The sequence below is a fragment of the Bradyrhizobium sp. HKCCYLRH2060 genome (genome assembly GCF_051168135.1).
Lineage (GTDB): Bacteria > Pseudomonadota > Alphaproteobacteria > Rhizobiales > Xanthobacteraceae > Bradyrhizobium.
The window spans coordinates 12,818-38,697 of sequence record NZ_JBNPUK010000011.1 but is presented as its reverse complement, the minus strand read 5'-3'; the positions used below and the strand labels follow the sequence as shown (position 1 = coordinate 38,697).

25 protein-coding genes are annotated in these 25,880 nt (G+C 65.5%); 4 read left to right on the top strand and 21 right to left on the bottom strand.

The window, feature by feature from the left end; genetic code table 11:
* Positions 1-925: 925 nt before the first annotated feature.
* Together ACQR10_RS21150 and ACQR10_RS21145 are read left to right on the top strand one after the other, a co-directional pair.
* A complete protein-coding gene (locus ACQR10_RS21150) occupies positions 926-1,768 on the top strand; it encodes a hypothetical protein (RefSeq protein WP_316217355.1) in 843 nt (280 codons plus the stop codon).
* A gap of 48 nt (positions 1,769-1,816) precedes the next feature.
* A complete protein-coding gene (locus ACQR10_RS21145) occupies positions 1,817-2,158 on the top strand; it encodes a hypothetical protein (RefSeq protein WP_316217356.1) in 342 nt (113 codons plus the stop codon).
* A gap of 43 nt (positions 2,159-2,201) precedes the next feature.
* On the opposite strand, the gene ACQR10_RS21140 is transcribed toward ACQR10_RS21145, so the two are convergent.
* Genes ACQR10_RS21140 through exbB form a run of 3 tightly spaced genes read right to left on the bottom strand, consistent with a single transcriptional unit; the run spans position 2,202 to position 4,351 of the window.
* Positions 2,202-3,149, bottom strand: coding sequence for an energy transducer TonB family protein (locus tag ACQR10_RS21140; RefSeq protein WP_316217357.1), 948 nt, complete (start codon positions 3,147-3,149; stop codon positions 2,202-2,204).
* A complete protein-coding gene (gene exbD / locus ACQR10_RS21135) occupies positions 3,146-3,571 on the bottom strand; it encodes a TonB system transport protein ExbD (RefSeq protein ID WP_316217358.1) in 426 nt (141 codons plus the stop codon). Before exbD ends, ACQR10_RS21140 begins: the two co-directional genes overlap by 4 nt.
* Positions 3,572-3,574: 3 nt before the next feature.
* The gene (gene exbB / locus ACQR10_RS21130) at positions 3,575-4,351 is read right to left on the bottom strand and encodes a tonB-system energizer ExbB (RefSeq protein ID WP_316217359.1); all 777 of its coding nucleotides are present in this window, start codon (positions 4,349-4,351) and stop codon (positions 3,575-3,577) included.
* 380 nt (positions 4,352-4,731) lie between these two features.
* Between exbB and ACQR10_RS21125 the strand changes: the two genes are divergently transcribed.
* Positions 4,732-5,547: a tetratricopeptide repeat protein gene (locus tag ACQR10_RS21125; RefSeq protein WP_316217360.1), complete on the top strand. Its 816-nt coding sequence runs from the start codon at positions 4,732-4,734 to the stop codon at positions 5,545-5,547.
* On the opposite strand, the gene ACQR10_RS21120 is transcribed toward ACQR10_RS21125, so the two are convergent.
* From ACQR10_RS21120 to ACQR10_RS21040, 17 genes are all read right to left on the bottom strand, one after another.
* Complete coding sequence (locus tag ACQR10_RS21120) at positions 5,536-6,249, bottom strand: hypothetical protein (protein WP_316217362.1); 714 nt, start codon at positions 6,247-6,249, stop codon at positions 5,536-5,538. The genes ACQR10_RS21125 and ACQR10_RS21120 overlap by 12 nt on opposite strands.
* A 168-nt stretch (positions 6,250-6,417) precedes the next feature.
* Complete coding sequence (locus tag ACQR10_RS21115; protein WP_315802736.1) at positions 6,418-8,214, bottom strand: ABC transporter substrate-binding protein; 1,797 nt, start codon at positions 8,212-8,214, stop codon at positions 6,418-6,420.
* Between the two features lie 67 nt (positions 8,215-8,281).
* Complete coding sequence (locus ACQR10_RS21110) at positions 8,282-8,611, bottom strand: DUF2160 domain-containing protein (RefSeq protein WP_315802735.1); 330 nt, start codon at positions 8,609-8,611, stop codon at positions 8,282-8,284.
* 188 nt (positions 8,612-8,799) lie between these two features.
* Positions 8,800-9,606: a carbohydrate ABC transporter permease gene (locus ACQR10_RS21105; protein ID WP_315802734.1), complete on the bottom strand. Its 807-nt coding sequence runs from the start codon at positions 9,604-9,606 to the stop codon at positions 8,800-8,802.
* The gene (locus tag ACQR10_RS21100) at positions 9,606-10,508 is read right to left on the bottom strand and encodes a carbohydrate ABC transporter permease (RefSeq protein WP_315802733.1); all 903 of its coding nucleotides are present in this window, start codon (positions 10,506-10,508) and stop codon (positions 9,606-9,608) included. The genes ACQR10_RS21105 and ACQR10_RS21100 overlap by 1 nt, the downstream gene beginning before the upstream one ends.
* Positions 10,509-10,511: 3 nt before the next feature.
* Positions 10,512-11,594, bottom strand: a complete 1,083-nt coding sequence (locus ACQR10_RS21095; RefSeq protein WP_434848682.1) for an ABC transporter ATP-binding protein — start codon at positions 11,592-11,594, stop codon at positions 10,512-10,514.
* A 12-nt stretch (positions 11,595-11,606) separates the two neighbouring features.
* On the bottom strand, positions 11,607-12,689 hold the full coding sequence (locus ACQR10_RS21090; RefSeq protein WP_315802731.1) for an ABC transporter ATP-binding protein: 1,083 nt from the start codon (positions 12,687-12,689) through the stop codon (positions 11,607-11,609).
* Positions 12,686-14,239 carry a glycerol-3-phosphate dehydrogenase gene (gene glpD / locus ACQR10_RS21085; protein ID WP_434864113.1) on the bottom strand — a complete coding sequence of 518 codons (1,554 nt, stop codon included), beginning with the start codon at positions 14,237-14,239 and terminating at the stop codon, positions 12,686-12,688. Before glpD ends, ACQR10_RS21090 begins: the two co-directional genes overlap by 4 nt.
* Before the next feature lie 153 nt (positions 14,240-14,392).
* Complete coding sequence (locus ACQR10_RS21080) at positions 14,393-15,226, bottom strand: DeoR/GlpR family DNA-binding transcription regulator (RefSeq protein ID WP_316178064.1); 834 nt, start codon at positions 15,224-15,226, stop codon at positions 14,393-14,395.
* A gap of 150 nt (positions 15,227-15,376) precedes the next feature.
* Complete coding sequence (locus tag ACQR10_RS21075) at positions 15,377-15,568, bottom strand: hypothetical protein (RefSeq protein WP_315802729.1); 192 nt, start codon at positions 15,566-15,568, stop codon at positions 15,377-15,379.
* Between the two features lie 159 nt (positions 15,569-15,727).
* Positions 15,728-15,970: a hypothetical protein gene (locus ACQR10_RS21070; RefSeq protein WP_315802728.1), complete on the bottom strand. Its 243-nt coding sequence runs from the start codon at positions 15,968-15,970 to the stop codon at positions 15,728-15,730.
* A 372-nt stretch (positions 15,971-16,342) separates the two neighbouring features.
* Positions 16,343-16,762, bottom strand: a complete 420-nt coding sequence (locus ACQR10_RS21065) for an acyl-CoA thioesterase (protein WP_315802727.1) — start codon at positions 16,760-16,762, stop codon at positions 16,343-16,345.
* A 52-nt stretch (positions 16,763-16,814) separates the two neighbouring features.
* On the bottom strand, positions 16,815-17,438 hold the full coding sequence (locus tag ACQR10_RS21060; RefSeq protein ID WP_434864114.1) for a flavin reductase family protein: 624 nt from the start codon (positions 17,436-17,438) through the stop codon (positions 16,815-16,817).
* A 65-nt stretch (positions 17,439-17,503) separates the two neighbouring features.
* Positions 17,504-18,112 (bottom strand): TetR/AcrR family transcriptional regulator, encoded by a 609-nt coding sequence (locus ACQR10_RS21055; protein ID WP_434864119.1) that lies wholly within the window; start codon positions 18,110-18,112, stop codon positions 17,504-17,506.
* Between the two features lie 24 nt (positions 18,113-18,136).
* Positions 18,137-21,277 (bottom strand): efflux RND transporter permease subunit, encoded by a 3,141-nt coding sequence (locus tag ACQR10_RS21050; RefSeq protein ID WP_434864115.1) that lies wholly within the window; start codon positions 21,275-21,277, stop codon positions 18,137-18,139.
* Positions 21,278-21,414: 137 nt separating this feature from the next.
* Entirely contained in the window at positions 21,415-22,521 is a 1,107-nt protein-coding gene (locus ACQR10_RS21045) for an efflux RND transporter periplasmic adaptor subunit (protein ID WP_316217373.1), read from the bottom strand.
* 443 nt (positions 22,522-22,964) lie between these two features.
* Positions 22,965-24,296, bottom strand: a complete 1,332-nt coding sequence (locus ACQR10_RS21040; protein ID WP_316217374.1) for an MFS transporter — start codon at positions 24,294-24,296, stop codon at positions 22,965-22,967.
* Between the two features lie 126 nt (positions 24,297-24,422).
* On the opposite strand from ACQR10_RS21040, the gene ACQR10_RS21035 reads away from it, so the two are divergent.
* On the top strand, positions 24,423-24,857 hold the full coding sequence (locus ACQR10_RS21035) for a DUF2809 domain-containing protein (RefSeq protein ID WP_316217375.1): 435 nt from the start codon (positions 24,423-24,425) through the stop codon (positions 24,855-24,857).
* A gap of 36 nt (positions 24,858-24,893) precedes the next feature.
* Here ACQR10_RS21035 and ACQR10_RS21030 read toward each other — a convergent pair whose 3' ends face one another.
* On the bottom strand, positions 24,894-25,856 hold the full coding sequence (locus ACQR10_RS21030) for an alpha/beta fold hydrolase (protein ID WP_316217376.1): 963 nt from the start codon (positions 25,854-25,856) through the stop codon (positions 24,894-24,896).
* Positions 25,857-25,880 lie beyond the last annotated feature (24 nt).

The window sequence follows — 25,880 nt, the reverse complement described above, 5'->3', positions numbered from 1 at the left end:
AATTCATCGAATTGATCCTTTGTCTCCGCCGTCCGAGGGGCGGCGATGAAGGGCACGAAAACAACGTATGCGAGCGTCGCTGGTTTCATCGGCAACGCGCCACACATCGCTTTGACGTATGGGAGGCCCTGTCATTTCGCAAGTGCAAGAACGCGACGCCCGGGAAATTCCCGCAAGAGCGTCGGGACTAGAACCTCGGTCCGTGCAGGAAATATCTCCCCGGACGGTCGCGACGCGGACCGCTATCGTGGTCGAAGGTGCCTCCCTCCGCCTCGGCCCGGGCGTTGGCGACGTGGCGTCTGCGCTTGGCGACATGCCTTGCGGTCTTGGCATCGCTCCCCGACAACGCGTGTTGGGCTTGCCCAACCTGACTTCTCTTGCCGGCGTGGGTTTGACTCCACCAGGCTTCCAATTGGTCCCGCAGCGTCTCCTCCGCGAAGGCGCGTCCGTCCGGCAGCAGCGTGGACAGGAGGAGCGCGACTATCAGCCCGAGCGGCATCGGCTGAGCGGACAAGCGGCGGCGATGACCGGGTGTGTGAAGCACGGGCGTGTCCATTCTCTGGCTGATCCGGCGATCAGCAATGCATGCTGCAACCGATGTTTTCCTCGCTCTATGACCTCAATGTGTTTGCAACACGCCACATTCATCACCGTGTTGAGATTCACTCGCGAAATGGCCGCCATATTGTCTCGGTCAAAATGTCCCGTTCGACTTGCCAAAACATCCCTATTCCTCACCGAAACAGGAAAGGCCGGAGCAAATGCGGCATTCAACGACTGATCGTTTCCCGATCGCGTCATCTTTCAGCCGACAGGCCCGCATGTTTTCGCCCCGCCGACTCGCTAGCTCATCAGTTGAAGGGAGCGCGGGGACATGCAGCCGAACGGCATCGCCAGGAGTGCAAAAAGACGATCGCGATTGTACATGGCTGCCGGTGCTCTCGTGCTCGCGCCCTTCGGTGCAGCGGCCGAGGAGATCCAGGGCAATGACCCGGCCTCGCCCGGACATTTCCAGGTCGAGCAGCGCTTCGGCTATCTGACCACCTTCAATCCGCAACAGAACGGCGGACGCCGCGTGCCGCAGCGTGCGGTCACCGGCGAGACCGAGATCGGCTACTCGCCGACCGAATGGTACGAGATCGCGTTGACCTCGCCCTACGCCTTTGCCCGCACCAATGTGCCGATGGCGCTGGGCAACGTGATGGACAACGGCGTGCCCGGCTATTCATTCCAATCCGGCGGCGTCACCATTCGCCAGACCTTCATCCAGGGCGACCGGCTCGAGCGCACCGTCTTCCTCGGCCTGGTGTCACGCACCATCCTGGCGCCGCAGGGCGGCCTGACGCCCGATCTGTGGGTCGCCAACAAGGCCGGCGCCGGCCAGCCCGGCGCGCCGCGCTTCGTGCAGGAGGCCACGCCGCGGGTGGCGCAGATGTTCACGCCGATCATCGGCGTCAACCTGCCCAACGACTATCAGCTCATCTTCAACGCCAACATGACCTTCGGCATCGACGGCGCCGGCTCGGCGTTCGAGCCGTCGGTGCGCTTCGTCAAGCGCCTCAGCGACCGCTGGACCGTCGGCATCGAGCATTTCTCCAATCTCGGACCGTTCGGCTACATCCTGCCCTGGAATCAGCAGATGCAGACGCTCTACGCAGTCGCCGACACCCGCTTCAAGGGCTTCGAGCTCAGCTTCGGCCTCGGCTACGGCCTGACCAACGCCTCGCGTGGCCTCGCCGTCAAGACCAGCATCGGCAAGGATTTCTGATCCGCGCGCCTTCATCCCGTGACCAATCATAAGAAAAGGACACTCGTCATGCGTCGCCTCGTCACCGCCTGCGCGCTTCTCATGCTGGCCGGCTCCGCCGCGTCCGCCGAGGACGGCCCGCGCTTCCTCAACCGCACCGGCCAGACCATCGTGAAGATGTACCTGGCGGCCGCCGGCACCAAGACCTGGGGCGCCGATCAGTGCAAGAACGACGACGAGGGCATGGTCGACCACAACGAGCGCATGACCTTGGTCGGCGTGAAATCCGGCCGCTACGACATCAAGCTGTCCGAACAGGGCGGCCGCACCTGCATCGCCAAGAACATCGAGCTCAAGGAAGGCGCGCAGTTCGTCGTGCGCGATACGGATCTGACCGAGTGCAGCAAATAGCGGGACGGAGCGCCATCGGACGTAGCTCCGGATGGCGCCGCGTTCAGCGCGGCCTCAGATGCAGCGGCACCGTGCGCGAGACCTGCGCCTGAGCCATCGCCGGCGGAAAGCGCGGGAACGGCGCGGCGCGTTCGATGATGCCCATCGCCGCGCGGTCCAGCGCCGGTGAGCCCGAGCTGCCGGCGAGCCGTCGCGACAGCAGACGTCCGTTACGATCGATCACGACGTTCAGCATGACGGTGCCGCTCGCGCCATTGCCGTCGGAGGGATAGGCCGCGGCGCGGCGGATCTGCGCCACCACCTCGGCGTTCCAACTGGCCTGGCCCTCGCGCGCCCCGACGCTGTCCTCGCCGGGATTGGGCGCCGACGCGACCCGTGAAGGCCGGGCCGCCGGCGCCGCAGCCGGCTTCGGCGGTGCGGACTTCCTCTCGGCCCGCTCCTTCGTTTCCTTCTTCTCGACCGGCTTGCGCTCGACACGCTCGGGCACGGGAACGGGCTTCGGCTCCGGCGGCTTCGCCTCGATCGGTTTTGGTGGTGGCGGCGGCGGCAGAACGACATCGTCCGCACGCGGCGGCTCGGGCGCGAGGGCGACCTGCGGCGCGGGCTCCGGCGAGGGAATGACATCCGGCTCCAGGTCAGGCTTGGCCACGACCTGCGGCTCCGGCTCGGAGGGAGCCGGCGGGACAGGCTCAGCGACGGCCTCACGCGCGACCGGCTCGTCCTTCACCTGCTCTTCCTTCGGCGGCTCCGCCGGCGGCGGCTCGGACGCCGGCGCATCCTGCGCCGTCGGCGCCGGCTCGCTCACCACCGCCGGGGTGAACACGACGTCGAAGGCCGGCGCCTGGGCACGCCCCTGCGGCGCGGGGCGCAGCAGCAGATAGCCGACGGCGAGCCCGACATGCAGCGCGGCCACCACCAGCGCGGCGATGGTCCACAGCGTCCGCTCACGGCGCTGCTCGTGTTCGAACGGATCAAGCGTCAGGACGCTCACTGCGCGCCCCGGTCTTCCAGTGCGACGAGTGCGACCTTGGTATAGCCGGCGCGGCGCAACGTGTTCATCAGCGCCATCACCTCGCCATAGGGCAGCGTCTGATCGGCGCGCAGCAGCACGCGCTGCTCATGATCGGACTTGGTGGCGGCATCGAGCGAGGCGGCGACGTCGGCCTGCGCCACGCTCTGGTCGCCGACGGCGAGCGAGCGGTCGGCCTTGAAGGTGACGAAGACCGGCGTCTCCGCGCGCGGCTGCGGCTCGGCCGAGATCGCCGGCAGGTTGACCGGGACGTCGACCGTGGCGAGCGGCGCGGCGACCATGAAGATGATCAGGAGCACCAGCATGACGTCGATGAACGGCGTCACGTTGATGTCGTGCGTCTCCTCGAACTCGTCGGTGCGCCGGGCGAGCTTGACGGCCATGGCTCACTCCGCCGGATTGGCGATCGACAGCATCGGCGCCTCGACCGCGCGGATGGCGCTGCGCCGCGCCTCGGCGGGCCCGGCATGCTGCCGATCGAGATCGCGGCTGAGCAGGCGCATCACCGCCACCGACGCATCGGCGATGACGGCGCGATAGCCGCCGGTGGCGCGCGCGAACAGGTTGTAGATCACGACCGCGGGAATCGCGGCGGCGAGGCCGAAGGCGGTCGCGAGCAGCGCTTCCGCGATGCCCGGCGCCACCACCGCGAGGTTGGTCGTATGCGCATGCGAGATGCCGATGAAGCTGTTCATGATGCCCCAGACCGTGCCGAACAGGCCGACGAACGGGCCGACGGCGCCGACGGTGGCGAGAATGCCGATGCCGCGGCCGATGCGCGCCACTGCCGCCGCCTCGATCCGCTCGAACTGCCAGGAGACGCGCTCCTTGATGCCGTCGGCAGGCAGGCCGCGCGACTTGTCGATCTCGTCGTCGGCCAGGGCGAGAAGCCGGCCGACGACACCCTCTTCGGCCGAAATGCGTCCTGTCGCATCGGTCAAGGAGCGGGCCACCATGGTGATGCCAAGCGCGCCGCGGGCCGTGCGCAGCGCCGAGCGGAGCTGAATGGTCTTGACGACCAGCACCGTCCAGGTTGCCACCGAGGCCAACGCCAAGCCGATCATCACCGACTTCACGACGATGTCGGCCTGCATGAACATGGTCCAGGGCGACAACGCCTCCGGCAGCGTGCTCGCGATATTGGCGATGTGCGCCTGATCCATGGCCGTACTCCCTGTAAGGGACCTTGGGGGTCCTCGATGCAGCCGCGGAGCCCCGTGCCGTCCACCGTTCTCCCCGGAGGGCTCTTGGTTTTGATACCCGGGCAGAGCTGCAATGGAACGGCTGCACTGTTCGCAAGCCGAGAGTGCCGCCTGTTCTCGGCAGCTTCAAGACACTTGCCTCATGGAATATGTCCCCAGGCCGATGGGAAGAATTCCCGGATGGAACGGGCGCGAGCGGTTGCTGCGCTACGGTGGTGCGCATCGGCCTCAAGTTCGCCCAGCTCGAGCCGGCGAGGGCACCGCTCGCATCACCGCGGACGATGAGTCCGGAGCCGGCACCCGAGTTCAGTTGTCCGGCCCGACCGTATATGATCGTGAATATGAGCGAAACCACCGAAGAGATCGCGCGACGCGCCACGGCCGCCTTCAACGCAGGGCGCGCGGCAGAGGCGCAACGGCTGTGCGAAACGGGCTTGAAGCAAAGTCCAGACGAACCGATGTTGAGCCATCTGCTTGCCGCAGTGCTGTTCGCGGTCGAGGACAACGCCGCAGCACGGTTGCGCATCGAGGCCAGTCTGGCCCGCCGGCCGGACCATGCCGCAGCTCGGCTGCTTGCGGCGCGCATCGCGCGGGTGGGGAAGGATTTCGAGCGCGCGCTCGCCCATGTCGACCGCGCCATCGCGCTGTCACCCCGCCGCGATGTCTTCATCGAAAAAGCGCGCATTCTCGATCAGGCAGGAATGGCAGCCCAGGCGCGGGCAGCTTGGCTGGCGATTCTCAAGGTCATACCGGAGCACGACGAAGCGCTAGCGCGGCTCGGACGTCTTTCCTGGGAGAACGGCGACTTCGATACGGCACGGACCGTCCTCGAACGGGCAGCCAACCCGGCTGCACCGGCCTCGGTCTGGTTCGATCTCGGCCTCGTGCGACAGGATGTTGCGGATCTCGCGGGAGCTGCCGCAGCCTATCGCCGCGTGCTGGCGATAAGGCCGGATCACGCCGAAGCGGCGCTCAATCTCGGCATCGTCCTGCAGGAGAGCGGCGACCCCGACGCGGCAATGCAGGCCTATGCTTGTGCCTATCGGCTTCGCCCACAGATGTTCGGTGCCATCGCCATGGCGCTCACCTCGGCTCCGCATGGCCGACTTTGGATCGACCCTGCCGCGTTGAAGCGCGCCCTGAACTCAGCTGGTTAGGCGGCCGCGGCGTGCGCGAAATTTCTTGCGGTACACGTTTGGTGTCGCGAGCACCTCAGCCACCGTTGCAGCGTAGGTCTCACGCTGCGCGTCGTCGAGCGTCTCGAACACGAGCTGCGGCGGCTCGCGCAATACGGCGAAGCACTGCGCCACAGGCGTACCCTTAGGCAGGACGCCGGTGAAATCCGGATCGAGCCAGAGCGCTGGAAAATTGATGCCGCCGTCGTGGAAGCGGTCGGCATCGACGAGGCCCGACAGGGTGCGGAACGGCAAGTCCTCGCGGTTGACCGGATGCGTCGCGAAAAGCGACCACCCGGCTTCGCACTCGATCGTCCAGAAGGAATTGAACTTGATGGCCGCCTGCTGATCCGACGCGAACGGCGCGCCGGCTAATTGCGCTGCGACATGAAAGCTCAGCGGCGCACGAGGATGTCCCTTGGTAGCCGGGGCCGGGATGTCCCATTCCCACGCGAACGCGCCGCGCTCGACGCTGATGTCACAGGGCAGCAGGATCATGACGCCATAGGCCATCGCATCGACGAAGGGCGGACACTGTTTGACCGTGCGGATGTCGCGCCCGTGCACCTCGGAATGCGCCGAGGCAGGCATCTGCCGCAACCAATCCGGCAGCACGGTTCTGGCCCGCACCGGCCGCGGCAGGTGATCCACAAGGGCGGGATCACAGCGAAAGGTCATGCGCATCGCAATTTCCAGCGGCTCGAACCAAGTCTCATCGGGTGACGAGCAGAGCGATCCGAACGCGCATGATCGGACAAGTCAACGAAAAAGAAGAAGGCCGGGATTGCTCCCGGCCTTCCAAGCTCCCGACGGACGAACCGACCTGTCGCCGACCCGCCGCAGGAGAGGCAGTTACTTCGCCTCGGCGCGCTTCGGAGGCGACGCCGGCCACGACTTGATCAGCGTGTCGTAGTCGATCGTCTCGCCCTTCGGCTTCTCGTTCGCGAGCTTGCGCTGCGGAGCGATGTTGCCGTCCTTCGCCGACTTGTTGAACCAGTACTCGGCCGACTCCTTCTTGTTCAGCTTCGGCCCGCAGTCGCCCTGGACCTTGGACTTCTCAAGACGCTCGAGCACGGAGTCCTGCGCGGCTGCGAGTGCGTCCATCGCCTGCTGCGGCGTCTTCGCACCGGACGACGCATCGCCGATGTTCTGCCACCACAGCTGCGCGAGCTTCGGATAGTCGGGCACGTTGTTGCCGGTCGGGGTCCACTGCACGCGCGCGGGCGAGCGGTAGAACTCGATCAAGCCGCCGAGCTTCGGCGCGCGCTCGGTGAACGACTTGTCCCAGATGTCCGATTCACGGATGAAGGTCAGACCGACATGGCTCTTCTTCAAGGACACCGTCTTCGAGACGATGAACTGCAGATAGAGCCAGGCCGCCTTGCGGCGATCGACCGGCGTGGACTTCAGGAGCGTCAACGATCCCACGTCCTGATAGCCGAGCTTCATGCCGTCCTTCCAGTAGGAGCCGTGCGGCGACGGAGCCATGCGCCACTTCGGCGTTCCGTCGGCGTTCATCACCGGCAGGCCGGGCTTGACCATGTCGGCGGTGAAGGCGGTGTACCAGAAGATCTGCTGAGCGATGTTGCCCTGCGACGGCACCGGGCCGGATTCCGAGAAGGTCATGCCTTGGGCCTGCGGCGGAGCATACTTCTTCATCCAGTCGAGATACTTGACGATCGAATAGACTGCGGCAGGTCCGTTGACGTCGCCGCCGCGCTCGACCGAGGAGCCGACCGGACGGCAACCTTCCATGCGGATGCCCCATTCGTCGACCGGCAGGCCGTTCGGGAGGCCCTTGTCGCCGTTACCGGCCATCGACAGCCAGGCGTCGGTGAAACGCCAGCCGAGCGAGGGATCCTTCTTGCCGTAGTCCATGTGGCCATAGACTCGGACGCCGTTGATCTCCTTGATGTCGTTGGTGAAGAACTCGGCGATGTCCTCGTAGGCCGACCAGTTCACCGGCACGCCGAGGTCGTAGCCATACTTGGCCTTGAACTTGGCCTTGTAGTCCGGGTTGGTGAACCAGTCGTAGCGGAACCAATACAGGTTGGCGAACTGCTGGTCGGGCAGCTGATACAAATGGCCGTTGGGCGCGGTGGTGAAGGACTTGCCGATGAAGTCGTTGACGTCGAGCATCGGATCGGTGACGTCCTTGGCGTCCTTCGCCATCCAGTCCGTCAGGTCGACGGCCTGGCCGTAGCGGAAGTGGGTGCCGATGAAATCGGAGTCGTTGATCCAGCCGTCATAGACATTCTTGCCGGACTGCATCTGGGTCTGGATCTTCTCGACGACGTCACCTTCCTGGATGATGTCGTGCTTGACCTTGATGCCGGTGATCTCTTCGAACGCCTTTGCCAGAGTCTTGGACTCGTATTCGTGGGTTGTCAGCGTCTCGGAGACAACGTTGATCTCCATGCCCTTGAAGGGTTCAGCGGCCTTCATGAACCACTGCATTTCCTTCATCTGGTCGTCCTTCGAGAGCGTCGACGGCTGGAACTCGCTGTCGATCCACTTCTTTGCGGCGGCCTCGTCGGCCTTTGCCGGAACGGACATCGTCATGCCCGCGGCAAACAGCGCTGCGGCGCTGGTCATCGCGAGGTAGCGGGCCTTGGTCAAGTGATGCTTCCTAGGCTTCAAGTGTCGCATGCTTTCCTCCTTGAGCGACAATATTCCAGGTCCGGGTTGCCCCCGGATCTGCCCCTTTTCACTTGCGTCAGACGGTGCGAAAGATCGCAACGGCGGACGCAAGCGAAATTGCGGTTGCGAGCCACAGGCTCGAAACCTCAAACCCTTCCTCGCCGATCGGCAAGGTCGTAATCGTGTCGGTGCCGACCAGGCCGATCCAGGCAAGATGGATGATCGCGGCCAAGATCAGCGAGATGAACAGACGATCGCCGCGCGTGGTCGGAATGCGCAGCACCCCGACCCGCTCGGCCTCGGGGTAGCGGGCCGCGAGCCAGGTCATGACGACCAGCGTGCAGGCCAGCGCGGCGAAGAAGATTGCTGTCGGCAGGGTCCATGCCATCCATGCGATGTTGTCCATGGCTCAGTGACTCCAGGCGGTAGCGGCCCCCCTCCCCCGCTTGCGGGGGAGGGTTGGGGTGGGGGCGCCGCGAGTCGAACTGCCCGAGAGGACAGAGGTCCCCACCCGCATCGCATCTGACGATGCGACGCGACCTCCCCCGCAGGCGGGAGAGGTGGAGCGGAGACTGCGGCGACATGAAATCATCATCACACCCGTCCCAGCGCGAAGCCGCGCGCGATGTAGTTGCGGACGAACCAGATCACGAGCGCGCCGGGGATGATGGTCAGCACGCCGGCGGCGGCGAGCAGGCCCCAGTCCATGCCGGCGGCAGACACGGTTCGCGTCATGATCGCCGAGATCGGCTTGGCTTCGGTCGCCGTCAGCGTGCGCGCCAGCAGGAGTTCGACCCAGGAGAACATGAAGCAGAAGAACGCCGCCACGCCGATGCCGCTGGCGATCAGCGGCACCAGGATCTTGATGAAGAAGCGCGGAAACGAGTAGCCGTCCAGAAACGCCGTCTCGTCGATCTCGCGCGGCACGGACGAGACGAAGCCCTCGAGAATCCAGACCGCGAGCGGGATGTTGAAGATGCAATGGGCCAGCGCCACCGCCCAGGGCGTATCGAACAGCCCGATCGCCGAGTAGAGATTGAAGAACGGCAGCGCATAGACCGCGGCCGGCGCCATGCGGTTCGACAGCAGCCAGAAGAACAGATGCTTGTCGCCGAGGAAGCGGTAGCGCGCAAAGGCGTAGGCCGCCGGCAGCGCTACGGCAATCGAGATCACCGTGTTGATGACGACGTATTTCAACGAATTGATGTAGCCGGAATACCAGCTCTCGTCGGTGAAGATGCGCATGTAATTCGCGATGGTCGGCTGATGCGGCCACAGCGTCATGGTCGAGACGATCTCGGTGTTGGTCTTGAAGCTCATGTTGACGAGCCAATAGATCGGCAACAGCAGGAAGACCAGGAACAGCGAGATGATGATTCGGCGGCCCGGAATCGTGTTCATCACGCGCCCCCTTCCACCGGCCGGCGCTCGGCGCCGGCATTGGTCATGATGGTGTAGAACACCCAGCAGACGATCAGGATGATCAGATTGTAGACCAGCGACAGCGCCGCGGCCTTGCCGAGGTCGAACTGGCCGAGCGCGATCTTGACCAACTCGATCGAGATGAAGGTGGTGGAATTGCCCGGGCCGCCGCCGGTGACCACGAACGGCTCGGTATAGATCATGAAGCTGTCCATGAAGCGCAGCAGCACGGCGATCAGCAGCACGCGGTGCATCTTCGGCAGCTGGATCGCGGTGAACACCGCCCAGCGCGAGGCGCCGTCGATCTGGGCCGCCTGGTAGTAGGCGTCCGGGATCGATTTGAGGCCGGAGTAGCATAGGAGCGCCACCAGGCTGGTCCAGTGCCAGACATCCATCAGGATGACGGTGAACCAGGCGTCAGCCTCGTTGGAGACGTAGTTGTAGTCGAGGCCGATGGCGTTGAGCACATAGCCGAGCAGGCCGATGTCGGGACGCCCGAAGATCTGCCAGATGGTTCCGACAACGTTCCACGGAATCAACAGCGGCAATGCCAGCACGACCAGTGCGAACGCCACGGTCCAGCCCTGCCGCGGCATCGCCAGCGCGATCACGATGCCGAGCGGGACCTCGATGGCGAGAATTGCGCCGGAGAAGATCAGGTTGCGCCACAGCGAGGCGAGGAAGCGGCCGCCGAGATCGGTCGAGGGATCGAGCAGCTCCTTGAACCAGCCGACACCGTTCCAGAAGAACTGGTTGTTGCCGAAGGTGTCCTGCATCGAATAGTTCACCACCGTCATCAGCGGCAGAATGGCGGAGAACGCCACCAGCAGGAACACCGGCAGCACCAGGAACCAGGCCTTGTTGTTGATGGTCTTGTCCATCACTCAGGCTCCCTCGACGAGACGGCTGTCGGCATAGACGTGGACATAGGCTGGATTGAACTTCAGCCCGATCGCGGAGCCCTGCGGCGAGAAGCCGGCCGGCAGTCGCGCGGCGAACTTGACGTCGCCGACACGGACGCGCGCGAAGCGGATGCGGCCGAGATCGTCGACGCGCTCGATATTGGCATCGAGCAGGCCGGGTCCGGGCTGCGCGACATCGACGAATTCCGGACGGACGCCGATCTCGATCTTGGCTCCGGCCGGCAGCGCGTCGTAGCTGCGCGACAGCGTCAGCGTGTGACCGTCGATGCGGGCCTCGCGTCCCTTCACCTCGGCGGAGAGGATGTTCATGCCCGGCGAGCCGATGAAGTACCCGACGAAGGTATGCGCCGGCTTGTCGAACAGCTCTGCCGGCGTGCCGCTCTGCACCACGCGGCCGTCATGCATGACGACGACGGTGTCGGCGAAGGTCAGCGCCTCGGTCTGGTCGTGGGTGACGTAGATCATCGTCAGGTCGAGCTCACGATGCAGCGCCTTCAGTTTCGAACGCAGCTGCCATTTCAGCTCGGGATCGATCACGGTCAGCGGCTCGTCGAACAAGACGGCGGCGACATCGGAGCGCACCAGGCCGCGGCCGAGCGAGATCTTCTGCTTGGCGTCGGCGGTGAGCCGTGTCGCCTTGCGGTTGAGGTCCGGAGTCAGATCGAGGAGACGCGCGATCTCGGCGACGCGCTTATCGATCTCGGCCTTGGGCACGCCGCGGTTCTTGAGCGGAAAGGCGAGGTTCTCGCCGACCGTCATCGTGTCGTAGATCACCGGGAACTGGAACACCTGCGCGATATTGCGCTCACGGGTCGAGGCTTTGGTGATGTCGGTGCCGTCGAACAGGATCTTGCCGTGCGAGGGCGTGAGAATGCCCGAGATCAGGTTGAGCAAGGTGGTCTTGCCGCAGCCGGACGGGCCGAGCAGCGCATAGGCGCCGCCCTGGCGCCAGGTCATCGTCACCGGCTTCAGCGCGTAGCTCTCGATATCGCCGCTGTTGCGGTTGTAGGCGTGGGCGAGATCGACGAGGTCAATGCGGGCCATGCGGCATCTCCCTCAGATCGCCGGCGCGGCGACCAGGCGGTCGCCGGCGTCGAACACGAACACATTGGACGGATCGAGCACCGCGTCGAGGATCTCGCCGGGCTCATATTCATGGACGCCGTGCAGCACGGCGACCCAGTTCATGCCGTCGCGCGTCAGATGCACGAAGCTCTCCGATCCCGTGATCTCGGTGACCGAGACGATCGCGGGAAAGGCATGGCGGCCGTGGCTGCCGTCGCCTTTGCCAAGCCCGAGCTGATGCGGGCGGAAGCCCACGCGGTAGGCGCCATCGGACAGATCGGCATAGAGGCCGACCGCCGGCGCCTTGACCCCGCCGGCATACTCCACGCTCTCGCCGCGCTTCTGGATCTCGACCGTGTTCATCGGCGGGTCCGAGAACACCTGGCCGACACGCAAGGTATCGGGTCGGCGATACACGGCCGCGGTATCGCCGGCCTGCAGCGCCTGCCCTTCCCACATGCAGATGGTGCGGCCACCGAGCAGCAGCGCCTCCGACGGCTCGGTGGTGGCGTAGACGAAGATCGCGCCCGAGGCTTCGAAGATGCGCGGCAGCTCGGTGCGCAGCTCCTCGCGCAGCTTGTAATCGAGATTGGCGAGCGGCTCGTCCAGCAGCACGAGGTCGGCCCCCTTGACCAGAGCGCGCGCGATCGCGGTGCGCTGCTGCTGGCCGCCGGAGAGCTGCAGCGGCGTGCGCTTCAGATAGGGCTCGAGCCGGAGCAGCCGCGCCGCTTCCGCCACGCGCTTCTCGATTTCCTGGCGCGACTTGCCCTGCACGCGCAGCGGCGAGGCGATGTTCTCATAGACCGTCAGCGAGGGATAGTTGATGAATTGCTGATAGACCATCGCGACCGAGCGCTGCCGCACATCGGCGCCGGTGACGTCCTTGCCGTCGACCAGCACGCGGCCGGTGGTCGGCTTGTCGAGGCCGGCGAGCAGCCGCATGATCGAGGTCTTGCCGGACAGCGTCGGCCCGAGCAGCACGCTCAGCGTGCCGCGCTGCAAGGTCAGCGAGACGTCGCGAATGGTGGTCACGCCGTCGACAATTCGGGAGACGTGATCGAGCGTGACGCTCATGCGCGTCCTCCCGCCTCACGCGCCGGCAAGGTGGAGCGCTCGCGATTGGCTGTGATCCACGCCTCGAGGGCGGCGATCTCAGCCGCCGACATCCGCAACCCCAGCTTCGATCGACGCCACACGATGTCCTCGGCCGTCAACGCCCACTCGTCCGTCATCAGGTACCTGACTTCACGCTCCGTCAAGGTGCCACCGAAGTCCTGGCCGAGATCGGCCAAAGATGTCGCACCGGCGAGCATGGCCGCAGCCCGCGTGCCGTAGGCAAGGGCGATGCGCTTCGCATGTGCATCCGACAGGAACGGATAGGTCTTGCGGAGATCCGCAATCAACGGACCGACGGCCGAGACCTTCATGTCGCCGCCGGGCAGCGGCGATTTGCCGGTCCAGCCTTCCTCCGCCTCGCCCCCTTTCAGATAGGGCGCAAGACGCTCCAGCGCCTCTTCCGACAGGCGCCGGTAGGTGGTGATCTTGCCGCCATAGATCGACAGCAGCGGCAGGCCGCCGGGCGTATCGAGCTCGAACACGTAGTCGCGGGTCGCTGCCTTGGCCTCGCTGGCGCCGTCATCATAGAGCGGCCGCACCCCGGAATAGCTCCACACGACGTCGGCCGGCGTCACCGGCTTGGCGAGATATTCCCCGAGCGCGGCGCAGAGATAGGCGATCTCCTCGTCGGTCGCCTTCACCTTGGCCGGATCACCCTGATAGTCGCGATCGGTGGTGCCGATCAGCGTGAAATCCTGCTGATAGGGAATGGCGAAGATGATGCGGCCGTCGGCGTTCTGGAAGATGTAGGCGCGGTCGTGATCGTAGAGCTTGCGCACCACGATGTGCGAGCCCTGCACCAGCCGCACCTTCGCTTTCGCATTGACGCCGGCGCCGGTCGCCAGCACCTGCTCGACCCAGGGACCGGCGGCATTGACCAGCGCGCGCGCCTTGATGGTCTCGCGCTCGCCGGTCTGGGTGTTCTCGGTCGTGACCAGCCAGTGGCTGCCATCCTGATGGATCTCGGTCGCACGCGTGCGGGTGCGGATGACGGCGCCGCGATCGGCGGCATCCCGAGCGGTCAGCACGACCAGGCGCGCATCGTCGACGAAGCAGTCGGAATATTCGAAGCCCTTGCTGTAGCGCCCGGGGATCAAGGGGCGGCCGACCTCGTCGCTGCGCAGGTTCACCGACCGCGTCGGCGGCAGCAGCTTGCGGCCGCCGAGATGGTCATAGAGGAACAGGCCGAGGCGCAGCAGCCAGGCCGGGCGCAGCCCCGAATGATGCGGCAGCACGAAGCGCAGCGGACGGATGATATGGGGCGCGATCTGCCACAGGACTTCGCGCTCGATCAGCGCCTCGCGGACCAGCCGGAACTCGTAATATTCGAGATAGCGCAGGCCGCCGTGCACGAGCTTGGTCGACCAGGACGAGGTTCCGCTCGCCAGATCGTTCATTTCACACAGGAAAACGGAATTTCCGCGTCCGGCCGCATCGCGCGCGATGCCGCAACCGTTCACGCCGCCTCCGACAATGGCGAGGTCGTAGATCCGCTCCAACAGACGCATCCCCCGGCAATCGCCTTGACTGCGGCGATTTCACTTTCGGTTTCGAGTTAAACACAAACGAAAGTGAAAGCAAATCGAAATTCGCATGTTGGGCCGCGGTTGGGCAAAAGCTGCCCAAACCGGGATCAAGGAGCCTGCGAGAGTGGCGGAAAGTCAGGCGCGGCGGAGCACGGCGGACCCCGCCGTTTCGGTTGCCTCTGCGGCGTCGTCGGCATCGTCGGCGGGCATCGCCGAGACCACCTCGATGCCGCGGCTATGGCAGAGGCTCGCCAGTCCGTCCGGCAGGGGGCGGTCGGTGACGAAGGTCTGGATCTGGCTGAGATGTGCGATGCGCACCGGCGCGCTGCGGTGGAGCTTGGTGGAATCGGCGACCAGCATCACGCTGCGGGCATTGGCGATGATCGCCTGCGCAACCTGGACCTCGCGATAGTCGAAGTCGAGCAGCGCGCCCTCCTCGTCGATCGCCGACGCGCCGATGATCGCATAGTCGACCTTGAACTGGCCGATCAGTTGCGTCGCGGTCGATCCGATGACGCCGCCGTCCGAGCGCCGCACGGTGCCGCCGGCCACGATCACCTCGATGCGCGGATGCGGATAGAGCAGCATCGCGACGTTGAGATTGTTGGTGATGACGAGCAGGTCCTGGTGCGACGACAGCGCGCTCGCCACCTCCTCCGTCGTGGTGCCGATATTGATGAACAGCGAGGAGCCGTTCGGAATCCGCGCGGCTGCAACCGCACCGATCGCCTTCTTCTCGTCCGCAGCGACGAAGCGCCGCGCCTCGTAGGCGAGATTCTCGACCCCGGAGGCGATGATGGCCCCGCCATGAATGCGCGTCAGCGCGCGCTGCTCGCACAGATCGTTGAGATCCTTGCGGATGGTCTGGGCCGAGACCTCGAAGCGGCGCGCGAGATCCTCCACCATGACGCGGCCGGAGGCGCGGGCGATGTTGAGGATGTCGGTCTGGCGTTGGGACAGGACGGCCATGGCAAGCTTTCAGGACAAGCTGCACCATGGTGATGCTGATCGAGTCAAGCGTCAATCGGCGAAGCATTGGGCGCATCGCAGCAATCGCCCGCCCCGGAGCAGCTCAGACGCGGCCTTGGTCCGGCCTACGTCCACGTGCGCCGAGCTCGCTCAGGCGGCTGCGCTCAGCTCACCGGTCACGAGCCGAATCGCGGCGCGTTCGGCTTCGCGGGCATTGCGAAACACCTGGCCCTCGAGGGCATTGAAGCGATGGGACGCCGCGAAGAAGCGAAAGCCGCCGCGGTCGCGGATGACGATCCCCGCCGCCTGGGAGCTGACCTCGATGATATAGGTTTCGGACATTGCGCAATCCCGTCGTTCATTCCGGGGCGTATAACCGAGCTCCATGACGAATGTTCCGTGCAGGGAGCCCCGGCTATTCCGACGTGAATGCCAACAGGAAATTGTGTGGATGTTATGTTGGCTGCGCTGCACGCCCTCACGCCGTGACGCCTTGCCGAATCAGTGCGGATCATCCGGGACGAGCGTCGCCTTGTGCAGCGATGCATCGGCTCCGCCGAGACAGTGCTGATGCCGACCGAGCAACTGATAGATCGTGCGCAGATCCCTCAGCACCTCGACGTGATGTTCACGAAACGCGCTGAGCTGATGCTCGTAGACGCCAATCCTGCGCTCGGCATGGAGGAGCCGCTGCTGCAGCTTCTTCAGCACCTGCAAGGTCAGTTTCTCGTCGACGTCCGACATGGACTTCCTCCCACCCTGTTCGCGCAACATGCCCCCACCATTTCCCCTGTGCCGGCAATTTTTTCCGGCTGGCATTTTTTGCCTTGTTGGTCGGAAACGGACTGCCGTGATTGCTGTCCGTCCGGCGCGCCACTCGAAGCGCGCAATACGGCAGAGACGCGGCAACGCGCATCCAAGCAACCAGAACTTGCAAACATCGTAAAGACGCCTGCCCTGTGGACCGGACGTAGATCGCGCGAGATTGATCGGCGCAGACGCCGCGCGAACGTGCTCGAATGAACGCGCATCGCCGGATGCCGGTTCCTATGCCGAGCGAGCGGCATATGCCGCGCATTAACGGAGGTTATTTGCGGCCGCCGACCGCGAATGTGATCAGGTCGCGATCACGCCATCACGCTGGATCGGCTGCGGCCGGCCGCCGTCGTCGATCGAGACGTAGGTGAAATTGCCGTCGGTGACGAGGATCGGCTGCTCCTCTTTCCGGCGCAGCACCCAGGCTTCGAGACGCACCGTCATCGACGTCCGGCCGACGCGGACGAGATGTGCGTAGACCGACACGAGGTCGCCGACATAGACCGCCTTGCGGAAGTTCATCGCCTCGATCGCGACCGTCACCGTGCGCGACTTCGCGACCTTGGCGGCGAACACGCCGCCGCCGACGTCCATCTGGCTGAGCAGCCAGCCGCCGAAGATGTCGCCATTGGCGTTGGTGTCCGCCGGCATCGCCAGCGTGCGGATGCAGAGATCGCCGCGGGGCTCGGTCGGCGCGGCATGGGCGGTCGCTTCGGTCACGTCGGATGGTCTCCAATTGCGGGAGCGTTCAAGAAGGCGCCAAGCAGGGCCGTCAGTCCGGCCTCGCCATTTCGAACATCGCCTCCTGCATGATCTCGAAATAGTCGCCGCGACGGCCGGCGCGGACGATCGGATGCGCGAGCGCTGTCTGGTAGACACCGTCCTTGATCAGCGTCTTGTCGATATGCACGCCGACCACCTCGCCGAGCGTCAGCCAGGCCTGGGCCTTGGTGCCGTCGGCGCCCTGCAGCTGGATGATCTGCGTCACCTTGCATTCGAACGCGACGGGGCTTTCGCCGACCCGCGGCACGTTGACGAACTTGCACGGCACCGGCGTCACGCCCGCGAGCTTGAACTCGTCGACCTCGCGCGCGACATGCGCGGCGGTCGCATTCATCTGCGTCGCAAGCCCGCGCGTCACCAGGTTCCAGACGAACTCGCCGGTGTCCTGGATGTTGGCAACCGAGTCCTTCCACTGCGTCGAGGAGAAGCCGATGATCGGCGGCGTGTAGTTGAACGCATTGAAAAAGCTGTAGGGCGCAAGGTTGACGTGCCCATCCGGATCACGCGACGAGATCCAGCCGATCGGACGCGGCGCGACGATGGCGTTGAAGGGATCGTGGCGCAGGCCGTGGCCGTTCTTCGGTTCGTAGAAATGCAGATCCCGTTCGGTCACGCCGTCGTCCCTTCCGTCATTGCGGGGAGCGCAAGCGACTTGGCTTCGCTCGAATGGCGGAGAACTTAGCTTGCAGCGCTCCTGGAACCAAGCCCTGCCAGCACGAAATCGATCATCTCGTCGATCGTCGGGCCCGGCTTGGTCGCGCATTGCGCGATCATCTGCGGATGGAAGAAGCGCATCATCGCGGTCGTCGCACATTTTGCCGCCAGCGTCAGGTCGGTGACCGCGAATTCGCCGGACGCCGCGCCCTGCCCGATCACGCGGCCGATGATCTCGGTGATCAGCAGCATGTGCGCCTCGCAGACGTCCCAGCTCTCCTCCATCGCCACCGCGACCATCTCGTGCAGCTTGTTGTCGCCGACATAGCGCTCGGTGTTCATGCGATGGATCGTGCCGAGCAGCTCGCGCAGCCGCGGTGCCGCCGGACCGGGCCGCTCCGCGATCGCGATGGCGGCCGCCTCGACCTGGGCCATCAGCGTGCGGGCGACCCCCCGGTGGATCGCCTTCTTGGAGTCGAAGAACCGGTAGACATTCGCCGGGCTCATGCGGAGCTCCTTGGCGATGTCGGCGACGGTCGTCTTCTGGTAGCCGATCTGTCGAAACAGGCGCTCAGCAACGACGAGAATGCGCTCGTGCGTGTCGGATTCGATATGGTCGGAAACCAGGGTCATCATGCCTGCGATCTTGTTGATCCTTCATTCGGCGGCCTCGGCCAGAGGAAGCGAAGGCCTCGGCACGTCAACGTGCTGCGCTGCGGAATGATCCGCGTCTTTCGCTCCGCGCTCGTCCAGACTCTTGCGGAACCATAGGGCATACAATCCAGGCAAGTACAGCAGCGTCAGGAAGGTTGCAACGAACAACCCGCCCATGATGGTGATCGCCATCGGGCCCCAGAACGCCGAGCGCGACAGCGGGATCATGGCCAGGATCGCCGCCAGCGCGGTCAGCACCACGGGGCGGGCGCGGCGCACCGTGGCCTCGATGATCGCGTCCCTGCGGGTCAGGCCATGGGCGACGTCGGTCTCGATCTGATCGACCAGGATCACCGCGTTGCGCATGATCATGCCGGCGAGCGCGATCAGGCCGAGCAGCGCCACGAAGCCGAACGGCGCGTTGGCGACGTTCAGCCCGAGCGAGGCGCCGACGATGCCAAGCGGCGCCGTCAGGAACACCAGGATCAGCCGCGAGAAGCTCTGCAGCTGGACCATCAGCAGGGTCAGCATCACGATGACCATCAGCGGAAACAGCACGAAGATCGACGCATTGCCCTTGGCGGATTCCTCGAACGCACCGCCCGCCTCGATCCGGTAGGCCGGCTCGAGATGATTGCGGATGTCCTGCAGTTTCGGCGAGATCTGGTTGGTGACATCAGGCGCCTGCACGCCATCCGCCACGTCGGCGCGCACCGTGATCGCCATGTCGCGGTTGCGCCGCCACAGGATCGGCTCCTCGTGGGAATATTCGATCTTGGCGATCTGCTGCAGCGGCACCGCCACGCCGTTCTTCGAGGTGATGGTGAGGTCGCCGACATGGGCGAGATCGAGCCGCTCGGACGGCGCCGCACGCGCGACGACGCCGACCTTCTCGATGCCGTCACGGATGGTCGTGACCTGCACGCCGGAGATCAGCATGGCCAGCGACTGCGACACGTCCTGCGGGGTCAGGCCGAGCGCACGGGCACGATCCTGGTCGACGACCAGCTTGAGGTAAGGCGACTGCTCGTTCCAGTCGAGCTGCGGATCCCTGACATTCGGGTTCTGGCGCATGACGTCACGCACCTGATGGGCGATCTCGCGCACCTTGGCCGCATCCGGGCCAATGACGCGGAACTGGACGGGGAAGCCGACCGGCGGACCGAAATTGAAGCGATCGACGCGGACGCGCGCTTCGTTCAGCTCGCCGTTCGCAGCCGCGGTCTCGATCTTGGCCTTGATGCGCTCGCGCGCGGCGACGTCCTTGGCGACGATCACGATCTCGGCGAAGGCCTCGTTCGGCAGTTGCGGGTTGAGGCCGAGCCAGAAGCGCGGCGAGCCCTGCCCGACATAGGCGGTGTAGGTCTCGATGTCCTTGTCGTCCTTCAGCAGCGCCTCGGCCTCGCGCGCCGCCTTCTCGGTGACACCGAACGCGGTGCCCTCCGGCAGCCGCAACTGCAGGAACAGCTCGGGGCGTTCCGACAGCGGGAAGAACTGCTGCTGGACGTGGCCGAAGGCGACGATCGATGCCGCGAACACGCCGACCGTCGCGGCGACGGTGGTGATGCGGTGATCGACGCACCAGCGCACGATGGCGCGCAGGCCGCGATACATGCGCGTGTCGTAGACCGCGTGTTCGTCATGGCCGTGATGGGCCTTCATGTCCGGCAGCAGCTTGACGCCGATATAGGGCGTGAAGATCACCGCGACGAACCAGGACGCGACCAGCGCGATGGCGACGATCCAGAAGATGCTGCCGGCATATTCGCCGACCGCGGAATTGGCGAAGCCGATCGGCAGGAAGCCGGCGGCCGTGACCAGGGTGCCGGTCAGCATCGGGAACGCGGTGGACTCCCACGCAAACGACGCCGCGCGCATCCGGTCCCAGCCCTGCTCCATCTTCACCACCATCATCTCGACCGCGATGATGGCATCATCCACCAGAAGGCCGAGCGCAATGATGAGGGCCCCAAGCGAAATGCGGTGCAGGTTCAGCCCCATGATGTTCATGACGATGAAGACGAGCCCGAGCACCAGCGGCACCGACAGCGCCACGACGATGCCGGTGCGCCACCCCAGCGCCAGGAACGACACGAACAGCACGATCACCAGCGCCTCGACGAACGAATGCACGAACTCGCTGACGGCGTGCTCGACCACCTTGGGCTGGTCGGCAATCTGCTCGATCTCGATGCCCTGCGGCACGGCCTTCATGAAGTCGTCGGCCGCGGCGTGGACCTCCTTGCCGAGCTCCAGGATGTTGGCCTCCTTGGCGGTGACGACGCCGATGCCGAGCGCGGGCTTGCCCTCCTGCCGCACCTTGAAGCTCGGCGGATCGACGTAGCCGTGGGTGACGGTGGCGATATCGCCGAGCCGGAACACCCGACCATTGCTTTCGACCGGCGTCTCCGCCACCGCCTTGGCGCCATCGAGCGCGCCGGTGACACGCAGCGGCACCCGCTGCGACGAGGTCTCGACCGTGCCGGCCGGTGTCACATTGTTCTGCTTGGCCAGCGAATCGAACAGCGCCTGCGGCGTGATGCCGAGCGTGGCGAGCTTGGCATGGCTGAACTCGACATAGATGCGCTCGTCCTGGGTGCCGTAGAGATTGACCTTGGTGACGCCGGCGACCTTCAGCAGGCGCTGGCGCAGACCTTCGGCGGTCTTCTTCAATTGCGCATAGTCGGCGCCGTCGCCGGTCATCATGAACAGGATCGAATCGACGTCGGAGAACTCGTCATTGACGAACGGACCGACGATGCCCGACGGCAGCGAGGACTGCACGTCGTCGAGCTTCTTGCGGATCAGGTAGAACAGATGCGGCACCTCCTTCGGCGGCGTCGAATCGCGGAAGGTCACCTGCATCGCGGTGAAGGCCGGCTTCGAATAGGTCTGCACCTTCTCGAAATAAGGCAGCTCCTGCAGCTTCTTCTCGATGGGGTCGGCGACCTGGCTCTGCATCTCCACGGCGGTCGCGCCCGGCCACATCACCGAGACGTTGACGACCTTGACGGTGAAGAACGGATCTTCGGCGCGGCCGAGCTTCTGATAGGAGAAGAAGCCGGCGACGCCGAGCGCAATGATCAGGAACAGCACCAGCGGCGGATGATTGACCGCCCAGGCCGACAGGTTGAACCGCTTCATGGGTGCTCTCCGATGATCCGATGCCGTATGCGAGATCGATTTGCTAGAGATCGTCATTCCGGGGCGATGCGCAGCATCGAACCCGGAATCTCGAGGTTCCGGGTTCGCACTGCGTGCGCCCCGGAACGACAGCAGAGCTAGAACGTCAGCGCCGAGACCACCCGCACCTTCTGCGCGGGATCGATCTTCTGCACGCCGAGCGCCACGACCTTCTCGCCTTCGTCGACGCCCGACGTGACCAGCACGTCCTTGCTGTCATAGGCCTTCACCTTCACCGGCTTCAGCGTCACCTCGCCCTTGTCGTTGACCACATAGAGCGACGGATCGCGGCCCTCGCTGAACAGCGCCGACAGCGGCAGCCGCGCGACGCGGGTGGTGGCGGGATCGGCGAGCGTCAAGGTCGCGGTCATGCCGAGCGAGACGGCCTCGCCGGCGTCCGGCAGCGAGAATTTGGCGAGATAGGTGCGCGTGGCGGGATCGGCGGCCGGCGCGATCTCGCGCAGCTTGGCCGCATATTTCTTGTCGGCGTCCGACCACAGCGTGACGTAGGCGCTGCCGGTCTTGGCGCGTTCGAGCAGCGTCTCCGGGATCGCGACCACCGCCTCCTTCTCGGCGAAGCGCGCGACACGGATCGCGGCCTGGCCGGCGGCAACCACCACGCCCGGCTCGATCATGCTCGCGGTGACCACGCCGCGCGCATCCGCAACCAGCGTCGCGTAGGACAGCGAGTTGCGGGTCAGTTCGACCGAGCGTTCGGCACGGTTGAGCCGTGCCCTCGCCTCGTCGGCGGACGCCCTGGCCTGGTCCATCTGGGCATCCGTGGTCCAGCCCTTGGCCCGCAGCTCCTTGGCGCGGGTCTCGGCGGCGGACGCCTGCGCCAGCACGCCGGTGGCAGCGCGGAATTCGGCTTCAGCCTGCTCGGCCTGGAGCTTCAGGTCGACCTCGTCGAGCGTGGCCAGCGGCTGGCCGACATCGACAGTCTGGCCGACCTCGACCAGGCGCTTGGCGACCTTGCCGGCGACGCGGAAGCCGATATCGGCCTCGATGCGCGGCCGGATGGTGCCGACGAAGCTGCGCTCCGGCGTCTCGGCCTCGTAATGCACGGGCGCGACCAGCACCGGCCTGACAGGCTCGGCCTTCTGGGCGACGGTTTCATTGCACCCGGCCAGGGCGACGGCCATGGTGGCCAGCGCAAGACCGGTCAACAGCTTGGAATAGCTCGCGAAAATCAGGCGGATCAACATGGGGCACCCTCGCTGCAGTTGCGAGCAAGTGTCGAATGTCGAGTGACGATTGTCAATATTCGTCAGTGATCATGACTTCGTGAACATCTGGACACGTTGCCGCAGGTGCTCAGGCGGTCGGCAGGCAGCCTGTCGGGGACTCCCGTCATTCCGGGGCGACCGCGCGAGCGGTCGAACCCGGAATCCGAGGTGGTTGGCACGATCCTCATCATCTCGAGATTCCGAGTTCGGTCGCTGCGCAACCGCCTCGGAATGACGTGGCTGATGCAGCACCTCAACGAACGTCTGCACGGCCGCCGCGGATCGCACCCGCCTCACCCCGCGGAGCGCGCGTGCCCTTGCTGGGGCAACGACAACAAAGAGCCCGGTCGAGACCGGGACCTTCGTCGCACTCAGCCGATGGGCGGTTTCAGGTCTGCAATCGTCAGCCGATTGTGCGGTCGCTATTCCGCCGGCGCCTGGCCTGCGAATTCGACCTTGCTCTCATGGCCGCCGAAGAACACCAGCAGCCCGGCGATCAGCGGCAGCACCGACAATGCGAGCAGGCCATGGGTGGTGGAGCCGGTGGTGTCCTTGATCCAGCCGACCAGATAGGGGCCGCCGAAACCGGCGAGATTGCCGATCGAATTGATCAGCGCGATGGCGCCGGCGGCGGCCGTGCCCGACAGCCACGCCGTGGGCAAGGTCCAGAACACGCCGAACACGCAGAACACGCCGATCGCGGCAACCGTCAGCGCGACCATGGTGAGCGTGGGATCGCCGATCACGCTCGAGGCGGCCAGCGCCACCGCGATCAGGATCAGTGGCGCGCCGACATGCACGACGCGCTCGCGCGTCGCATCCGAATGCCGCGCCCACAGGATCATCGCCACGGTGCCGAACGCATAGGGGATCGCGGTGACGAAGCCGGTTTGCACATTGCTCAGTCCGAACGCCTTGACGATCTGCGGCAGCCAGAACTGCATGCCGTAGAGCGCGCCGACGAAACCGAAATAGATCAGGCTGAGCACGATCACCTTGGGCGACGACAGCGCCTCACCAAGCGTCATGTGTCCGGCGGCCTGCTTCGCCGCGGTCTCGGCCTCGAGCTTTGCCGCGAGCCAGGCCTTCTGCTCCGCCGACAGCCAGGTCGCGTGCTCCGGCCGGTCGGTCAGGTAGAACCAGGTGACGACGCCGAGGATGACCGAGGGGATGCCCTCGATGATGAACAGCCACTGCCAGCCCTGCAGTCCCATCAGGCCGTGCAGGCCGAGCAACAGGCCCGACACGGGCGCGCCGATCACGGTCGAGATCGGCACGGCGACCGCGAAGGCGGCGAGGAAGCGCGCGCGATACTGCGCGGGGTACCAGTAAGTGAGATAGAGGATGATGCCCGGGAAGAATCCGGCCTCGGCGACGCCGAGCAGGAAGCGCAGCGTGTAGAAGCTCCACGGGCCCGAGACCAGCGCCATCAGCGCCGAGATGATGCCCCAGGTCACCATGATGCGCGCGATCCAGCGGCTGGCGCCGAACTTCTCCAGCGCCAGATTGCTCGGCACCTCGAAGATGAAATAGCCAATGAAGAAGATGCCGGCGCCCCAGGCGAACACCAGCGGCGAGAACTTCAGCTCGGCATTCATGGTCAGCGCGGCGAAGCCGAGATTGACGCGATCCAGATACGAGAAGAAATAGGCCAGCACCAGGAACGGGATCAGCCGCCAGGAGATGGCGCGGATGGTCGCGGCCTCGATGTCGGAGCGGCCAGGCGCGGCCGGGGTGGTGGCGGACGGACTCATCGATCTCCTCCCGGGAGTTCTGGACATTGATAGTTGAAGGCGGTGTTGAGCATCGGTCGTGGCAAGTCAATCGGAAAGCCTGACATCCCACAGCCCGTCGGCGCATCGCGGGGGCGCGGCACGCGCATGACGCCCTCCTCCCCCGAGGTGCTCACCCGCGCTGACAGGCGCCGCCGCGCAGCACGAGCGCTCGCGATGGCGCTGATCGTGATCGTGGTCGGGCTCGAGCTCCGCTTCCACGGTCTCGGTCTCGGCCTTCCCGCCTTCATCGTCAAGTATGGCGGCTCCGTGCTCTGGGCGACGATGCTCTATATGCTGCTCGTCGCGCTGCTGCCGCGGATGTCGCCGTGGCAGATCGGCGGGCTCGCGCTCGCCGTCACCGTGATCGTCGAGGGCAGCCGTCTGGTCCACACGCCGTGGCTCGACAGCTTCCGCCTGACGCTGACGGGCGCGCTGCTGCTCGGCCGCATCTTCTCGCTGTGGAACATTGCCGCCTATGTGGTCGGCATCCTCATCGGCGTCTGGATCGACCGGATGGCGATGCGGCCGGCTTCGGCATAGGCTTGCCCCGGGCAAGCTACGACATCGCGCGAGAGCTCAGCCCGACGCGGTACCGACGCGGCTGAAAAAGGCGTTCAGCTCCTCGGCCAGAACGGCAGGCTGCTCTTCCGGGATGTAGTGGCCGCACGAGGAGATGGTGATGCCCTCCACTTGATCAGCGACCTCCCTGAGCGGCGCGGCCATGTCCACGATCGATCCCTGGTCGGCGCCAACGGCCAGCACCGGCGGCTTCAGCCTGCCCCTGGCTTTCAGTTCGCGGTTCTGAAGCGCGGACAGTGCGGCGGCACGATAATAGGCGAGCCCGGCGCGCAAGCCGCCGGCCTTGGTCAGCACGCGGGCATATTCGTCGAGATCGCATTCGGAGAACGCTTCTGGACTGGCCCCCTTCCGCCGCAGGAACCAGGCGAGATAGTCGCGTTCGCGGCCATGGATCAGCATCTCCGGGAGATCCGCGACGGCGTGGAACGCGAAGTGCCAGGTGCGCCACGCGCGGTCTGGCGCGAACGGCAACGCCTCGGGCAAGGTGACGCCGGGAATTCCTGCATCGAGCAGGGCCAGGCTCCGCACCTCGGCTTCAAACAAGGCCGCATAGGGATAGGCCACCCACGCGCCGATATCATGGGCCACCAGATGATAGCGGGTGAGGCCGAGCTGCTGCAGCAGGCGGTGCACCGTCGTGGCCAGCGCCTGCGTGTCGTAGCCTTCGGCTGGACGGTCCGAGTCCCCCTGTCCCGGGAGATCCGGCGCAATGACCCGATAGCGCGACCCGAGCAGCGGCATGACCTTGCGCCAGGCAAACCAGCTTTCGGGGAAGCCTGCGAGCAGCACCACCACCTCGCCATCCGGCGGGCCACCGCTGACATAGTGCAGCCTGACACCGTCGACGGTCTCGAAGCGGTGGGTGAATCCCGGCAACGAGGGCTCGGCGCGACAGAACGGCTCAGCCGCGACCAGACGCGACGGACTTTTGGCAGAGATGGCGTTCATCAACTCGGGCATCGATCACTCTCCTTTATTGTAGAA

Coding starts and splice junctions, on each gene's coding strand:
- ACQR10_RS21070 (WP_315802728.1), bottom strand. CDS start 15,970: ATGTCGGACGTCGACGAGAAACTGACCTTGCAGGTGCTGAAGAAGCTG.
- ACQR10_RS21120 (WP_316217362.1), bottom strand. CDS start 6,249: ATGCGCATGACCTTTCGCTGTGATCCCGCCCTTGTGGATCACCTGCCG.
- ACQR10_RS21105 (WP_315802734.1), bottom strand. CDS start 9,606: ATGAACACGATTCCGGGCCGCCGAATCATCATCTCGCTGTTCCTGGTC.
- ACQR10_RS21145 (WP_316217356.1), top strand. CDS start 1,817: ATGCGTCGCCTCGTCACCGCCTGCGCGCTTCTCATGCTGGCCGGCTCC.
- ACQR10_RS21110 (WP_315802735.1), bottom strand. CDS start 8,611: ATGGACAACATCGCATGGATGGCATGGACCCTGCCGACAGCAATCTTC.
- glpD (WP_434864113.1), bottom strand. CDS start 14,239: ATGCGTCTGTTGGAGCGGATCTACGACCTCGCCATTGTCGGAGGCGGC.
- ACQR10_RS21150 (WP_316217355.1), top strand. CDS start 926: ATGGCTGCCGGTGCTCTCGTGCTCGCGCCCTTCGGTGCAGCGGCCGAG.
- ACQR10_RS21100 (WP_315802733.1), bottom strand. CDS start 10,508: ATGGACAAGACCATCAACAACAAGGCCTGGTTCCTGGTGCTGCCGGTG.
- ACQR10_RS21095 (WP_434848682.1), bottom strand. CDS start 11,594: ATGGCCCGCATTGACCTCGTCGATCTCGCCCACGCCTACAACCGCAAC.
- exbD (WP_316217358.1), bottom strand. CDS start 3,571: ATGGCCGTCAAGCTCGCCCGGCGCACCGACGAGTTCGAGGAGACGCAC.
- ACQR10_RS21125 (WP_316217360.1), top strand. CDS start 4,732: ATGAGCGAAACCACCGAAGAGATCGCGCGACGCGCCACGGCCGCCTTC.
- ACQR10_RS21090 (WP_315802731.1), bottom strand. CDS start 12,689: ATGAGCGTCACGCTCGATCACGTCTCCCGAATTGTCGACGGCGTGACC.
- ACQR10_RS21115 (WP_315802736.1), bottom strand. CDS start 8,214: ATGCGACACTTGAAGCCTAGGAAGCATCACTTGACCAAGGCCCGCTAC.
- ACQR10_RS21030 (WP_316217376.1), bottom strand. CDS start 25,856: ATGCCCGAGTTGATGAACGCCATCTCTGCCAAAAGTCCGTCGCGTCTG.
- ACQR10_RS21050 (WP_434864115.1), bottom strand. CDS start 21,277: ATGAAGCGGTTCAACCTGTCGGCCTGGGCGGTCAATCATCCGCCGCTG.
- ACQR10_RS21075 (WP_315802729.1), bottom strand. CDS start 15,568: ATGTCCGAAACCTATATCATCGAGGTCAGCTCCCAGGCGGCGGGGATC.
- exbB (WP_316217359.1), bottom strand. CDS start 4,351: ATGGATCAGGCGCACATCGCCAATATCGCGAGCACGCTGCCGGAGGCG.
- ACQR10_RS21080 (WP_316178064.1), bottom strand. CDS start 15,226: ATGGCCGTCCTGTCCCAACGCCAGACCGACATCCTCAACATCGCCCGC.
- ACQR10_RS21045 (WP_316217373.1), bottom strand. CDS start 22,521: ATGTTGATCCGCCTGATTTTCGCGAGCTATTCCAAGCTGTTGACCGGT.
- ACQR10_RS21040 (WP_316217374.1), bottom strand. CDS start 24,296: ATGAGTCCGTCCGCCACCACCCCGGCCGCGCCTGGCCGCTCCGACATC.
- ACQR10_RS21035 (WP_316217375.1), top strand. CDS start 24,423: ATGACGCCCTCCTCCCCCGAGGTGCTCACCCGCGCTGACAGGCGCCGC.
- ACQR10_RS21055 (WP_434864119.1), bottom strand. CDS start 18,112: ATGACCCTGGTTTCCGACCATATCGAATCCGACACGCACGAGCGCATT.